The sequence below is a fragment of the Sphingomonas sp. RIT328 genome (assembly GCF_000632225.1).
GTDB classification, from domain to species: Bacteria; Pseudomonadota; Alphaproteobacteria; order Sphingomonadales; family Sphingomonadaceae; genus Sphingomonas; species Sphingomonas kyungheensis.
Window position 1 is genome coordinate 308,907 of the sequence record NZ_JFYV01000001.1, and the last position, 13,635, is coordinate 322,541.

Consider the following 13,635-nt stretch of genomic DNA (forward strand, 5'->3'; position numbering starts at 1 on the left):
TTTAGATCTGGAGACCCTCCGCTTCGTCGATCATCCATGAAAGGTGTCGAAGGTTCAACTCGGCTGCTTGCGTAGGGAGCAGATCATCAAGGATCTCACCTTTATGCAGGCGGGGCGGCGGATAGACGTTCGACTTCCCTGTGACGGGACGCAGCACCATCATAGGAATGCGCGCACGTATCCGCACTAAGCTGCTGCCGTCCTTGCTGCGCACGGTGAGCCGCACCTGGCTGCCGTGTTCGGTATCGACGAGCTCGTACGTCGACCCGCCGTCGTTCTCGCCAAACTCGACGGTAGGCGGTTGATACTCAACAGGGGCGGATAGCCCATGTTCGTCATCGTTGCGGGATTCGTACATGTACTGGAGTAGCGGGTCAGACTTCCGCTCCACTCTGCGATCCTCAAACCACGCCTTCGACGCGGCGCTCGCCTTTGCACCCTGTTCGAGGGTCGTATGGACGGCCTTCGCCGCAACTAGATAAGTGTACCAAGTGTCGATGAACTCGTCGCGAACGTCACAGCGCAGCAGCTCATCAAGGGCCTTCTGCGCAACTCGAAGCCGAGAACGAGCCTTGGTCACCGCCCTTCGATCCATCACCACCCCGCAAATTCGAAGGCAGGATAAGCCCGGCTTTACGTCGCAGGCAACCTCCGGGGGCAAAACGTATGGAATTGCGGGGGCAACCGAACCGCAGCAGGATGGCAAAAATGGCTGATTTCTGCCGCTGGTGACCCCTACGAGAATCGAACTCGTGCTTTCGCCGTGAGAGGGCGACGTCCTGACCGCTAGACGAAGGGGCCGTGCGGTGAGCCAGCGCCTCTAGGCGCTGGGGCAGGGGGCGTCAAGCGGGTTTCGCCGACGCCCCCGTTTATCAGGCGGCGACCTTGCGCCGCTCGGCCATTTCCGCGTTGAGCATCTCGGCGAGCAGGAAGGCGAGTTCGAGGCTCTGCCCGGCGTTGAGACGCGGGTCGCAATGCGTGTGATAGCGATCGGCGAGGCTCTGTTCGGTCACGTCGATCGCGCCTCCGGTGCATTCGGTGACGTTCTGACCGGTCATCTCCGCATGGATGCCACCGGCGTGCGTGCCCTCGGCGCGGTGGACGGCGAAGAAGCCGCGCACCTCGGCGAGGATGCGGTCGAACGGGCGCGTCTTGTAGCCGGTCACCGCCTTGACGGTATTGCCGTGCATCGGGTCGCAGCTCCACACCACCGGATGCCCCTCGCGCGTCACCGCGCGGACGAGCTTGGGCAACGCCGCCTCGATCTTGTCGAAGCCATAGCGGGTGATCAGCGTCATCCGCCCCGGCACGCGGCCGGGGTTGAGCGTGTCGAGCATGCGCAGCAGCGCGTCGGGTTCGAGGCTCGGCCCGCATTTGACGCCGATCGGATTGCCGATGCCGCGCAGGAACTCGACATGCGCCGAGCCTTCGAAGCGGGTGCGGTCGCCGATCCACAGGAAATGCGCCGAGGTGTCGTACCAGTCGCCGGTCAGCGAATCCTGCCGGGTCAGCGCCTGTTCGAACGGCAGCAGCAGGGCTTCATGGCTGGTATAGAAAGCGGTCTGCGCCAGTTGCGGCACGGTCTCGGGATCGATGCCGCACGCCGCCATGAACTCGAGCGCCTCGCCGATCCGGTCGGCGGTCTCGGCATATTTGCGCGACCACGGGCTGCGGCCCATGAAATCGTGCGTCCAGCGATGCACCTGGTGCAGATTGGCATAGCCGCCCTGTGCGAAGGCGCGCAGCAGGTTGAGCGTCGCCGCCGACTGCGAATAGGCGCGGATCATCCGCTGCGGATCGGGGATGCGGCTTTCGGGCGTGAAGGCGATGTCGTTGACGTTGTCGCCGCGATAGCTCGGCAGCTCGACGCCATCGATCACCTCGGTCGGCGCGGAGCGCGGCTTGGCGAACTGGCCCGCCATGCGGCCGAGCTTCACCACCGGCAGCTTCGACGCATAGGTCAGCACCACCGCCATCTGCAGGATGACGCGGAAGGTGTCGCGGATGTTGTTCGCGCTGTGCTCGGCGAAGGATTCGGCGCAATCGCCGCCCTGCAACAGGAACGCCTTGCCGGCGGCGACCACGGCCAGTTCGGCGGTCAGATTGCGCGCCTCGCCGGCGAAGACCAGCGGCGGGAAAGTGGCGAGCGTGTCGGTCGCCTGGGTGAGCGCGGCGGCGTCGGGATAGTCGGGAAGCTGGCGGGCATCGGCCTTGGTCCAGCTGTCGGGGGCCCAGTTCGCGGCCATGATCGGTGTGTCCTTCGGGTCTAAACGCCTCGCGACATGCGCCCAAAACGGCTTTGACGCAACGAAGGAACGCTTGGGGCAGTCACCGCGACGTCTTTGCGGGCAACCCCGCATTGCCGGTCATCGCTGCAATCCTCTAGGATGAAGGTAAAGACAGGGGACGGGGCATGCGGTGGTTGATCATGGGGCTTGCTCTCGCCGTCGCCAGCCCGCTGGCGGCGCGCGATCTGCCGGTGCCGGCGGACAAGGGGTGGCAGCATGCGCAGACCGGATTGGTGCTGACCGCACAGATCGACGGGATGCGCCGTACCGCGCTGACCGATGCGACGGCGTCCGAGCATGACGTGATGGCACAATATCAGGCGGCCGACGGCAGCGTCAGCGCGACGATCTATCTCTTCCATCCCGCGGCCGACGATGTCGCCCTCTGGTTCGACCGGTCGCGCACCACGCTTGAGCAGCGCGATCTGTTCCGCAACGCCGCCCCGGCCAGCGCCGATCCGGTCGCCTTCGCTGCGCCGGGCGCGTCGACGCCGTCCGCGCTGCGGCAGGTCTACGGTATCGCGGGCGGCGCAATCCGCAGTACCGCGCTGGCGGCGATCCCGGTCGGTGACTGGATCGTTGTCATCCGGATGACCGCACCGACGCTGACCGCGACGCAGCTCGACGCGCGGCTCCAGGCCGTTATCGGCGGGATACGCTGGCCGAAGCCGGAGGGAATGCCGGCCCCGGCGGCGGTGCCGATCGTCGCCTGCACCACCGCCTTGCACTTCGCCAAGGCGCAACCGATCAAGACGCTCGATATCCTGTCGATGCTGAGCGGAAGCATCGCTGCCTCCGCGGCCAAGTCCGAGCCCGCCGGCCCGCGCCCCATCTGGTGCCGCGACGGCGAGCCGCGCGTCGAATATGGCGTCTACCGGACGGACGAGCGGAGCTATGTCATGGTGCTGTACGACGCGGGCCGCACCGTCTCCGTCTTCCCGTCGATCATGGGGCAGATCGAGAAGAGCGGCAGCTATGCGGTCTCGCTCACCGATGTCGACGGGACGACGAGCGCCTTTCCGACCTTCGATCATATGCCGTCGCCGAAACAGGTCTGGAGCCTCGTCGGCAGCGGCAAGCGCGTCGCGGTCTCCACCGGCAATCGGGTGACCATCGACGCCAACGCGGTCAAATGACCGGATCGGCGGTTCCGCTGGCGCCGCCGCTCGCCTAGAAGCGGCGGATGATCAAGGCTCTGTTCTGCGTCGCGCTCGGATTGTCGCTGCCTTCGGCGGCCATGGCGCAGGATGCTGCGGCGACCTTTGCGGCGATCCGCGCGGTCGACGGGCGGATGGCGGGGATCGCCTATCGGCTGACCACCGCCAATGCCGCGCTGTGCCGCGAGCTGGCACCCACGCCGGGCTGGGCGATCCATGCGATCGACCAATATGACGCGCCCTTGCGCGACGCGGCGCGGGTCAGCTTCGGGTTCGAGGCGCCGGTCGCGGTCGAGGCGGTGGTGTCGGGCGCGCCCGCGGCGTCGGCGGCGGTCCAGCCGGGCGATTCGATCACCGCCATCGACGGCAAGCCGCTCGCCGCCGTCGCCGGCAAGACGACGTCGAGCGCCACCCGCGACGCCGCGCTCGCGACGATCGCTTCACTGCCCGCCGACCGGCCGCTGCGCGTCGCGCTGGTCCGCGGCGGGCAGGCGCGCAGCGTCACCATCGCCGCTTCGCCGGGCTGTCGCAGCGCGTTCGAGGTGCTGCTCGGGCCGGGCATGGAGGCCTCGGCGGACGGGCGGATCGTGCAGATCGCGGTGCGCTTCTTCGAACGCTATAGCGACGACGAGGTGGCGGTGGTGGTCGCGCACGAGCTGGCGCACAACATCCTCCACCATGCGCGGCGGCTCGATGCCGCGGGGGTGAAGCGCGGGCTGCTCGCCGAGGTCGGGCGCAACGGCCGGCTGTTCCGGCTGACCGAGGATCAGGCCGATCTGCTCGGCATGTATCTGCTGCGCAACGCCGGCTATGATCCGCAGAGCGCGGTGCGCTTCTGGCGCGACCATGGCGGCGATGTCGACGGCGGGCTGTTCCGCAGCCGCACGCATCCGTCATCGGCAGCCCGGGCCAAGGCAATCGAGGCGGAGATCGCGCGCATCCCCGCCGATGCGCCGCGCCCCTATGTCCCGCCGATCATCGCCACCGCCGACCAGCCGCTCGGCTAGGCGGCGGGCGGGATCGCGATCGCCCAGTCCCAGCCGAGCGGATCGCCGTCCATCACCTCGACCCCCAATGCGGCGAGTTCGTCGCGGATCGCGTCCGAGCGCGGGAAGTCCTTGGCCGCCCGCGCCTCGCGTCGTTCGGCGAGCCGCGCGGCGACCCCGGCGGCGTCGATCCCGGCGCTCGCCGGCCGGACGCGCAGATCCTCGCGCGCCAGCGTCGTCAGCCCGAGGCCGAATACCGCGTCGAAATCGGCGAGCGCCGCCAGCCGGTCGGCCGGGCTGATCCGTTTGTCGGCGAGCAGTTCGTCGAGCACCGGCAGCGCGCGCGGCGTGTTGAGATCGTCGGACAGCGCCGCATCGAGCCGTTCGCGATAGGGCGTCGCGGCGGCGGCGCCCTTCGCCTCGCCGCGGGCGCGCAGCGCCGCCACGGTCTGGACGTAGCGTTTGAGCCGGGTCTGCGCGGCGGCGAGATTCTCCCAGGAGAATTCGAGTTCGCTGCGATAATGCGCCTGCAGGCACATCAGCCGATAGGCGAGCGGATGGAAGCCGCGCTCGACCAGTGCCGGCAGGATCAGCGCGTCGCCCGCCGATTTGGAGACCTTGCCGGTGCGGTTGACGAGGAAATTGTTGTGCATCCACACGGTCGCGCCGGTGTCGGCGGTGCCGGAAAAGGCCTGGTTCTGCGCGATCTCATTGGGATGATGGATCTCGCGATGATCGATGCCGCCGGTGTGGATGTCGAAATGCGCGCCCAGATACTGGCGGCTCATCACCGAACATTCGAGGTGCCAGCCCGGCGCGCCGCGGCCCCACGGGCTGTCCCACTCCATCTGGCGGTTCTCGCCCGGCGCGCTGGTCCGCCAGATCGCGAAGTCGGCCGGGTGGCGCTTGCCCGCGACCGTCTCGATCCGCCCCTCGACCGGGCCCTCGTCGCGGAGGCCGGCGAGCCGGCCGTAATCCGGCACGGTGCTGGTGTCGAAATAGAGGCCGTCGGCAAGCTGGTAGCAATGCCGCTCGGCGATCGCCTCGCCGAAGGCGATCATCGGCCCGACGTGATCGGTGGCGAGCGGGAAGCGGGCCGGGTCGCGGACGTTGAGGTCCTTGAGGTTCGCCTTGAACGCCGCGGTATAATGCGCCGCGATCGCCCAGATGTCCTGCCCGCTGGCGCGCGCCGCCGCCTCCATCTTGTCGTCACCGGCATCGGCGTCGCTGGTCAGATGGCCGACGTCGGTGATGTTGATGACATGGGTGAGGCCATAGCCTTTCCAGGTCAGCACCCGGCCGAGCGTGTCGGTGAACAGATAGGCGCGCAGATTGCCGATATGCGCGTAATGATAGACCGTCGGCCCGCACGAATAGATGCGGACATCGGCGGGGTCGGCGGGCTCGAACAGCTCGGTGGTGCGGGTCAGGCTGTTGTACAGCGTCAGCGGCGTCATGCCGCCGCTCTAGCCCGGTCGCCCCGCCGCCGCCAAGGGGCGGTTACCGGCGCAGCGGCAGATCGTCGCGCAGATAGACGAGCAGATGCGCCCCCTCGCGCGGGACGCGCGACACCAGGCGATAGCGGGCGGCGAGGGTGCGGGCCATGATCCGCTCGCTGGCGCGGTTCCACGGCGCCATCGGCACGTCCATCGTCACGATCACCGGTGGCCGCCGCGACAGGATGCGTGCGACCTCGCGCGCCTCGTCGATCCCGGTTGCGCCCTGTTCCGCCTCATAGGCGAGCGTCGAGGGGAAGGCGTAGGCGGTCGGGATGCAGGCCTTGGCCAGATGGTAGAGGATCGCGTCGCCGGCGAAGACATAGGGGCAATCGCCGCGGTCGTTCGCCGCCATCACCCGGGCGACGGTGCGCGCCGAGTCCGCCTCGGTCGGCACCAGGGCGACGCGCGCGACGAACAGCGCCAGCCCATAGCCGAGCAGCAGCCAGGGCGCGGCGCGCCAGCGGCCGAGCGCGACGCCGGTGAGCATCGCCATCGGCACGAGCAGCGGCAGCGCATAATGATCGAAGAAGGCGCCGATCATCGCAAAGGCGACGAGCGCGGCGGCGAGCCAGCCGAAGGCGATCCACCGCTCCGGGGATCGCGGCCGCATCCGCCAGACCGCGGCGATGGCGATCAGCAGCGGCAGCAATTGCGCGGTCGTGCCGGCGAGCCGCGCGGCGATCTTGGCGGCGGGATAGCCCTTGCGCAGCGCGACCGAGGCGAAATTGGCGAACCAGAAGGCGTCGAACACCGCCGGCCCGCGCATCCAGTAGAAACCGACGATTAGCAGCGTCGGCAGCAGTCCGAGCAGCGCCCAGATCGCCGCCGCCGCGATTACTGCCGGCGCGGAGGCGCGCGCGCGATAAAGATACCAGAGGTGCGCGAGGCCGAAGAAGGCGCCTTCGACGACCGGCGTATATTTGGTCTGGATCGCCAGCCCGGCGAGCAGGCAGGCGACGCAGCCGCTGGCGACGATCGCGCCGACCGCCTGCGCCGCGGCGAGCCGCGGCAGGCGCAACGTCAGCACCACCGCGCCGGCGACGAACAGATTGTAGAAGACCGGCGACTGCCCGCCGCGCCCGCTGAGCAACGACAGCCACAGCACATAGGCGAGCCCGGCGACGAACCCGCCCGTCGCCGTCGCCCCGAGCCGCCGGCTGCCGCGCATCACCAGCCAGCCGGTCGCCGCCGCGAACAGCGTCGCGACCAGCTGATAGGCGAGGATGCCGTCGCCGGGCAGCAGCCGCATCGCCGCGAAGATCAGGAACAGGCCGGGCGGCTTGCGATCCCACAGATCGACATAGGGCAGGGCACCGTGCAGCAGGCGGTCGCCGACCAGCAGATAATATTGCTCGTCGACATGGATGATCGGATTGCCAAAATCGCGGCAGCGCAGGATCACCGCCCACAGCAGCAACGCCGCGCCTTGCCCGAACATCGACAGCCCGAATGCGGGCCGCCGGAGCGCGGGCGATCGGCCGGCTACCGCGGCTGCGGCCGGGAAACGGGCCATATGGGTCATCGGTCCTTGATAATCCGTGACCGGCACAGCGTCATGCGGAACTTTTTTGCATAGGCCGGTGTGGCTTGGGCGGATCGGTGTCGTCTGTCATCGGGGCATCGCAGCGACCGACGCGCGGCGCCGACGTGGTCTGCGGGGGGTGGACCACGTCGGCATGCGTCGCGGTCCGCGATGCCGCCAGACACGTCCGCCGGGGGCATCATGTTTCTGCTCAACGACCATGATACGATGCTACGCAGCGCGGCGGGATCGTCGATCGCCGCGCGGCGGCTCGATCGGCGGCCGACGCCGCTGTGGACGGTGCTGATCCCGTTCTTCAACGAGCGCGATTATCTCGCCGCGACGATCGCCAGCCTCGCCGCGCAGACCGTGCCGGTGATCATGATCCTCGTCGACAATGGCTCGACCGACGGCAGCGCCGATGTCGCCCGCGCCGCGGTGCGCGCGCACGGGCTCGACGCGCTGGTCATCACCGAACCGACGCCGGGCAAGGTCACCGCGCTGCGCACCGGGCTCGGCTGGGTACGGACGCGCTATGTCGCGACCTGCGACGCCGATACGCTCTATCCGCCGCATTATCTCGCCGAGGCCGAGCGGCTGTTGCAGCGCGACCGCTGCGTCGTCGCCGGCGCCTATTTCGTGCCGCCGGGCGCGGAACAGCCGGCGCGCGATGCCGAGGCGCGGCGCATCCTGTCGGCGGCGCGGCTGCTGCCCCGCCAATGCCATGCCGGCGGTGCGGGCCAGTGTTTCGACGTCGCCGCCCTGCGTGCGGCGGGCGGCTTCGACGCCGCGATCTGGGGCTTCATCCTCGAGGATCATGAGGTGATCCACCGGACGATGCGGCAGGGGCGGATGCTCTATTCGCGCGACCTGTGGTGCATGCCCTCGCCGCGCGAGCGCGACCGGGAGTCGATCCGCTGGACGCTGCTGGAACGGCTCGTCTATTCGGCCGCCGCCCCGGTCGCGGGCAGCTGGTTCTTCTATCGCTTCCTGGCGCGCCGGTTGCAGCGCCGCAAGTTGCTCAGCGTGCAGATGCGCGAGCGTGCGTTCCAGGATCTGGAGGGAACGGTCCTTGCCTAATCTGATTCTTTGCGCCGACGATTTCGCCTATTCGCGTGGCGTCAGCGAGACGATCGCCGAGCTCGCTGCCCTGGGCAAGCTCAACGCGACGAGCTGCATGACGCTGATGCCCGGCTGGGCAGAGGATGCCGCGCTGCTTCGCGACCTGCCCGCGCACGTTTCGATCGGCCTCCACCTGACGCTGACGCAGGAGCGGCCGCTCACCGATATGCCGCGGCTCGCCCCCGACGGTCGCCTGCCCGAGATCGATCCGCTCGCGCGCCGCGCGGCGCGGCGCAACCTGCCGCTCGACGAGATCGCCGCGGAGATCGCCGCGCAATTCGACGCCTTCACCGCGGCGATGGGCCGCGCCCCCGACTTCGTCGACGGCCACCAGCATAGCCATGCGCTGCCCGGCATCCGCGACATCGTCCTGTTCGAAACCGCGAGCCGCGCGCCCGATGCCTGGCTGCGCGACTGTACCGACCGCGTCGACGCGATGCTGGCGCGCCCCTTCGTCGGCAAGGCGATCGGCAGCGCCTATCATTCGCGCGGACTGCGCCGGGCGGCGGCGCGCTACCGGCTGCGCTGCAACGACAGTTTCGCCGGCCATTATGACTTTTCGAGCGACTACAAGACGCTCTTCCCGCGCTTCCTGCGCCGGGCCGCGGGCATGCATCTGGTGATGTGCCATCCCGGCGCGGGCAAGCGCGACGGCGATTCGATCGCGGCGGCACGGCCGCGCGAAGCAGATGCCTTGCGGAGATGGTCGATTGCGGACATGGCGGCGGCGGAAGGGCTGGCGTTTCCAGCCTGACGGGAGCGTGGACGCAGATTGGGCGAGGCTGGACTTCGCGCCATCTTCCTCGAACAGCGGACGATGCTGGCGCGGCTGCTGACCGCGCGGCTCGGCAGCCGCGACGAAGCGGAAGATGCGCTGCAAGACATGTGGTTACGGATCGACCAGCTCGCCGATCAGCCGATCGCGCAGCCGGTCGCCTTCCTGTGCCGCGTCGCCAGCAACCTCGCCACCGACCGGCGGATCGCGGCGGCACGGCGGGGCGCGCGCGAGGCGGCATGGCTGGAGGATCAGCCGGCTGCGGACGATCTGCCCGATGCCGAACGCACGCTGGTGATGCGCGACCAGCTGCGCGCGATCGAGGCGGCGATCGCGGCGATGCCCGAGCGGATGGCGACGGCGCTGCGGCTCTATCGGATCGAAAACCGGCCGCAGCGCGCGATCGCCGAAGAATTGGGGATCAGCGTCAGCGGCGTCGAAAAGCTGTTGCAGCGCGCCTATCGGATTATTCATGCGCAGGCGAACGCGATTGCTGCGGATATGCCGGTCGCGCATCGTCATGATGATGGAAGGGGGCAGCGCCTGTGAGCCGTGACGCACCGAACATCATCGATCAGGCGATCGCCTGGCATCTGCGCCAAGCCGATATGGCCGCGACGGAGTGGGAGGCGTTCGTCGCCTGGCTCGAGGTCCCCGCGCATGCCGAGGCCTATGATCGGGTCACCCTGCTCGACCGGCAGATCGCCGAGGTCCGCTTTCCCGATCCGGCGCCGCTCCCGGTCGCGGCGAACGACGACGCGCCTCGTCACCGCCGCTGGTGGCCGCTCGCCGGGGGCGGCGCGATCGCCGCGGCGCTCGTGCTCGGGCTGACGATGCCGTCGGTGTTCGCGCCGGCCGCCGCCGACCACGTCTACGCCACCCGCGACGGCGAGCGCCGCGACGTCCGCCTCGCCGACGGCACGCAGGTCGCGCTCAACGGCGGCAGCCTGCTGCGCGTCAGCGGCGACGATCCGCGCCGGGTCGCGCTCGATTCGGGCGAGGCGCTGTTCCACGTCGTCCACGATGCCGCGCATCCCTTCGAACTGCGCGCCGGCGACCAAGTGGTGCGCGATCTCGGCACGACCTTCAACGTCGTCCACAGCGGTGCGCGAATCGCGGTCGCGGTCGCCGAGGGATCGGTGCTCTTCCAGCCGGACGGGGCGCAGCTGCGGCTGGGGGCCGGGCAGGCGGTGACGATGGCCGCGGACCACCGGCTGGTCCGCTCGACCCTGCCGACCGCGGTGATCGGCGGCTGGCGCACCGGCGATCTCAGCTTCGACGGCACCCCGGTCGGCGAGGTCGCCGCCAGCCTGCGCCGCGCGCTCGGCATCGATCTGCGCATCATCGGTGACTTGTCGAAACGGCCGTTTACCGGCATGATCCACGTTACAGGCGCTGCCGATCGCGACGTTCCGCATCTGGCCGATCTGATCGGGGCAACATGGCGGCGTAATGGCGAAGGCTGGGTTTTGGCGCAGCGCGACACCGCAACGCCCTGAACTGTTACGAGCGCTGATCCTTGTCGCCGTCTGCCTGCCGGCGGCGGCGCAGGCGCGCGACCGGGTGATCGCCGTCACCATCCCCGCCACAACGCTCGACGCCGCCCTGCTGACGCTGGCGCGGACCAGCGGGGTGGAGATCGCCAGCACCGAAAGCGGCCTGCGTGCCGTCCGCTCCCGCCCGCTGCGCGGCACGATGACGGTCGCCGCCGCGCTCGACACCTTGCTCGCCGGCAGCGGCTATCGCGCGATCGCATTCGCGCACGGCGGCTATCGCATCGTCGCCGCGCCGCGCAAACGCCTGCCGCCGCCGCACCCGCGGGCCGCGCCGCCGCCACGTGCCGAGGCCGCCCCGGCGGATATCATCGTCACCGCGAGCAAGCAGCGCGTGCCGCTGCTCCGCTATCCCGGAAGCCTGACGCTGATCGGCAAGGCGACGCAGGCCAACGGCAGTGCCGCGGCGATCAGCGATCTCGCCGCCGCCGATCCGATCCTGCAGAGCACGCAGCTCGGCGCGGGGCGCAACAAGGTGTTCATCCGCGGCATCGCCGACAGCAGCTTCAACGGCACGACGCAATCGACCGCGAGCGTCTATCTCGACGACGTCCAGCTCAACGCCTCCGGGCCGGACCCCGGCCTGCGCCTCTACGACATGCAGGCGATCGAGGTGATGGAGGGACCGCAGGGTACGCTGTACGGCGCCGGCGCGATCGGCGGCGTGCTGCGGCTGACCTCGAACGCGCCGGTGCTCGATCGCGTCGCGGCGGCGGCGGGCGGCGGCGTCACCGCGACGCAGGGCGGTGCGGCGGGTTTCGACCTGTCGGGGATGCTCAACCTGCCGCTGCTCGACGAGCGGCTGGCGCTGCGCGGCGTCGCCTATGGCGTGCGCGACGGCGGCTATATCGACGATCCGGTGCGTGGGAGAGCGGTCAATCGCGTCGATACGATCGGCGGGCGCGTCGCGCTGCGGGTGCAGCCCGGCCCCGGCTGGCGGATCGACGTCAGCGGCGCCGGCCAGCGGATCGAAGCCGCCGACGGCCAATATGCCGAGACGCGCGACAGCTACCGGCGCAGCAGCCGGCTGGCGCAGCCCTATCGCAACCGCTTCCTGTTCGGCCGCGTCGTCGTCAGCAAGGATTGGGACAGTGGCCTGCGGCTCGTCTCGGCGACCGGGGTGGCGGATTACCATACCCGCGAACTGTTCGATGCGACGCCGCGCGGCAGCAGCCGGCCGGCGATCTATACGGTCGACAACGACAAGCTGCTGCTGTCGCAGGAATTGCGCCTGTCGCGATCGATACCGGGCGGTCCGTCCTGGCTTGCCGGGGTGACGTTGGTCAGCGACAATTCGGTCCTGTCGCGCGCGCTCGGCGGCCCGGGCAAGCCGATGGATATCGTCGGCGTCACCAACGTCACCCGCGCCGCCTCGGCATTCGGCGAGACGACGCTGGCGGTAGCCCCGGCGCTATCGATGACGGTGGGCGGCCGTTTCACCAGCGCGCGCGTCGATGGCGAACCCTCGGCGACGCGGCGGCCGAACGCGTACATCAAGGGGCGTTCGACCCAGCGGATCGATCCGACGCTGGCGTTATCCTATCGCCTCGCGCCCGATGTCGCGCTGTTCGCGCGCTATCAGACCGGTTTCCGGACCGGCGGCCTCGCGGTCGCGCAGGGGATCGGCCGCGTCGCCAATTTCGCCCCCGATTCGATCGCGGTGGGCGAGGTCGGCCTGCGCCGCCTGCGCAGCGGCACGACCGGGCTCGGCCTGTCGGTGAGCGCCGCGACCGCGCGCTGGCGCGGCATCCAGGCCGATCTGCTCAACCGGCGCGGGCAGCCGTTCACCACCAATCTCGGCGACGCCAATATCCAGACGCTGGAGGCGGCGATCGACTGGGTGCCGGTGGTCGGGCTCAGCGTCGCGGCATCGGCGCTCTATACCTACAACCGCGTGCGCGGACCGGTCGCCGACCAGTCGCGCGAGGACAATCGCCGCCTGCCCGAAACCCCGCCCTTCGCCGGCCATGCCGCGGTCGATTATGGCTGGGCAAGCGGCCGGCCGGTCGAGCCGCGCGTCGGCGTGACGTTCGACTATATCGGGCGCTCGGTGCTCGGCACCGGCGACCTGCTCGACGTCAGCCAGGGACGCTATGTGACGCTCGGCGCCTCGGCGGGGCTGCGCTGGCGCAGGGTCGACGTGACGCTGGGGCTCGACAATGTGACCAACGCCGCCGCCAACCGCTTCGCCTTCGGCAATCCGTTCGGCCTCGCCGCGCGCAACCAGGTGACGCCGCTGCGGCCGCGCAATGCCCGGCTCGGCGTGTCGGTGGCGTGGTGATACGCGAGCTTCCGCACCCGCTGGGCGCTGGCGGACACGAGGAGATGTGGCGATGACGATCATCCGCAATGCAACCACGCCGTCGATGCCCGGCAAGACGCCGGGATGGTTCACCGGCGACGTGCGCCTCGACAATGTCGTCGCGGCCAATCGGCCGGGCCGGCTCCGCGCTCGTCACCTTCGCGCCCGGCGCGCGCACCGTCTGGCACACACATCCCGCCGGCCAGACGATCATCGTCACCGCGGGCAGGGGCTGGGCGCAGCGCGAGGGCCGTCCACGTGAAGAGATCCTGCGGGGCGATACGATCGTCTTCGACGCTGGCGAGCGCCACTGGCACGGCGCCACCGCGACGACGGGGATGAGTCATATCGCGATGACCGAGAGCATCGATGGCTCCGCAGTGACGTGGCTCGATCCGGTCACCGATACGGACTATCGCGACTGATCGTTC

At 69.6% G+C, this 13,635-nt stretch carries 12 protein-coding genes and 1 tRNA gene; 8 read left to right on the forward strand and 5 right to left on the reverse strand.

Annotation, left to right across the window (positions count from 1 at the left end; genetic code table 11):
- Position 1: 1 nt before the first annotated feature.
- The 3 genes from BW41_RS01545 to BW41_RS01555 form a co-directional block, all read right to left on the reverse strand.
- Positions 2 to 580 (reverse strand): hypothetical protein, encoded by a 579-nt coding sequence (locus BW41_RS01545; RefSeq protein ID WP_152542049.1) that lies wholly within the window; start codon positions 578 to 580, stop codon positions 2 to 4.
- Positions 581 to 726: 146 nt separating this feature from the next.
- Positions 727 to 801 (reverse strand) — tRNA-Glu (locus BW41_RS01550).
- 71 nt (positions 802 to 872) lie between these two features.
- Entirely contained in the window at positions 873 to 2,246 is a 1,374-nt protein-coding gene (locus BW41_RS01555; protein ID WP_037530595.1) for a class II 3-deoxy-7-phosphoheptulonate synthase, read from the reverse strand.
- A gap of 167 nt (positions 2,247 to 2,413) precedes the next feature.
- On the opposite strand from BW41_RS01555, the gene BW41_RS01560 reads away from it, so the two are divergent.
- Both BW41_RS01560 and BW41_RS01565 read left to right on the forward strand, forming a co-directional pair.
- Positions 2,414 to 3,424, forward strand: a complete 1,011-nt coding sequence (locus BW41_RS01560) for a hypothetical protein (RefSeq protein ID WP_037530596.1) — start codon at positions 2,414 to 2,416, stop codon at positions 3,422 to 3,424.
- Positions 3,425 to 3,471: 47 nt separating this feature from the next.
- Positions 3,472 to 4,452: a M48 family metallopeptidase gene (locus BW41_RS01565; RefSeq protein ID WP_037530597.1), complete on the forward strand. Its 981-nt coding sequence runs from the start codon at positions 3,472 to 3,474 to the stop codon at positions 4,450 to 4,452.
- Here the strand turns inward: BW41_RS01565 and cysS are convergent.
- Both cysS and BW41_RS01575 read right to left on the reverse strand, forming a co-directional pair.
- Positions 4,449 to 5,888, reverse strand: a complete 1,440-nt coding sequence (gene cysS, locus BW41_RS01570; RefSeq protein ID WP_037530599.1) for a cysteine--tRNA ligase — start codon at positions 5,886 to 5,888, stop codon at positions 4,449 to 4,451. The genes BW41_RS01565 and cysS overlap by 4 nt on opposite strands.
- Positions 5,889 to 5,931: 43 nt before the next feature.
- Entirely contained in the window at positions 5,932 to 7,368 is a 1,437-nt protein-coding gene (locus BW41_RS01575; protein ID WP_037530889.1) for a membrane protein, read from the reverse strand.
- 285 nt (positions 7,369 to 7,653) lie between these two features.
- Between BW41_RS01575 and BW41_RS01580 the strand changes: the two genes are divergently transcribed.
- The 6 genes from BW41_RS01580 (at position 7,654) to BW41_RS01605 (ending at position 13,629) form a co-directional block, all read left to right on the forward strand.
- The gene (locus BW41_RS01580; RefSeq protein WP_081792827.1) at positions 7,654 to 8,532 is read left to right on the forward strand and encodes a glycosyltransferase family 2 protein; all 879 of its coding nucleotides are present in this window, start codon (positions 7,654 to 7,656) and stop codon (positions 8,530 to 8,532) included.
- On the forward strand, positions 8,525 to 9,328 hold the full coding sequence (locus BW41_RS01585) for a ChbG/HpnK family deacetylase (protein ID WP_037530601.1): 804 nt from the start codon (positions 8,525 to 8,527) through the stop codon (positions 9,326 to 9,328). The genes BW41_RS01580 and BW41_RS01585 overlap by 8 nt, the downstream gene beginning before the upstream one ends.
- A 63-nt stretch (positions 9,329 to 9,391) precedes the next feature.
- A complete protein-coding gene (locus BW41_RS01590) occupies positions 9,392 to 9,898 on the forward strand; it encodes an RNA polymerase sigma factor (protein ID WP_051583170.1) in 507 nt (168 codons plus the stop codon).
- Positions 9,895 to 10,848: a FecR family protein gene (locus tag BW41_RS01595; protein ID WP_037530604.1), complete on the forward strand. Its 954-nt coding sequence runs from the start codon at positions 9,895 to 9,897 to the stop codon at positions 10,846 to 10,848. Before BW41_RS01590 ends, BW41_RS01595 begins: the two co-directional genes overlap by 4 nt.
- On the forward strand, positions 10,802 to 13,183 hold the full coding sequence (locus BW41_RS01600; RefSeq protein ID WP_152542051.1) for a TonB-dependent receptor domain-containing protein: 2,382 nt from the start codon (positions 10,802 to 10,804) through the stop codon (positions 13,181 to 13,183). Before BW41_RS01595 ends, BW41_RS01600 begins: the two co-directional genes overlap by 47 nt.
- A 134-nt stretch (positions 13,184 to 13,317) precedes the next feature.
- Positions 13,318 to 13,629 (forward strand): (R)-mandelonitrile lyase, encoded by a 312-nt coding sequence (locus BW41_RS01605; RefSeq protein WP_235199457.1) that lies wholly within the window; start codon positions 13,318 to 13,320, stop codon positions 13,627 to 13,629.
- Positions 13,630 to 13,635: the final 6 nt, after the last annotated feature.

Bases quoted from the DNA above. Each gene is read 5' to 3' on its own strand.
- BW41_RS01600 (WP_152542051.1), top strand. From the start codon at position 10,802: ATGGCGAAGGCTGGGTTTTGGCGCAGCGCGACACCGCAACGCCCTGAA.
- BW41_RS01555 (WP_037530595.1), bottom strand. From the start codon at position 2,246: ATGGCCGCGAACTGGGCCCCCGACAGCTGGACCAAGGCCGATGCCCGC.
- cysS (WP_037530599.1), bottom strand. From the start codon at position 5,888: ATGACGCCGCTGACGCTGTACAACAGCCTGACCCGCACCACCGAGCTG.
- BW41_RS01575 (WP_037530889.1), bottom strand. From the start codon at position 7,368: ATGTTCGGGCAAGGCGCGGCGTTGCTGCTGTGGGCGGTGATCCTGCGC.
- BW41_RS01590 (WP_051583170.1), top strand. From the start codon at position 9,392: ATGCTGGCGCGGCTGCTGACCGCGCGGCTCGGCAGCCGCGACGAAGCG.
- BW41_RS01565 (WP_037530597.1), top strand. From the start codon at position 3,472: ATGATCAAGGCTCTGTTCTGCGTCGCGCTCGGATTGTCGCTGCCTTCG.
- BW41_RS01580 (WP_081792827.1), top strand. From the start codon at position 7,654: ATGTTTCTGCTCAACGACCATGATACGATGCTACGCAGCGCGGCGGGA.
- BW41_RS01605 (WP_235199457.1), top strand. From the start codon at position 13,318: ATGTCGTCGCGGCCAATCGGCCGGGCCGGCTCCGCGCTCGTCACCTTC.
- BW41_RS01560 (WP_037530596.1), top strand. From the start codon at position 2,414: ATGCGGTGGTTGATCATGGGGCTTGCTCTCGCCGTCGCCAGCCCGCTG.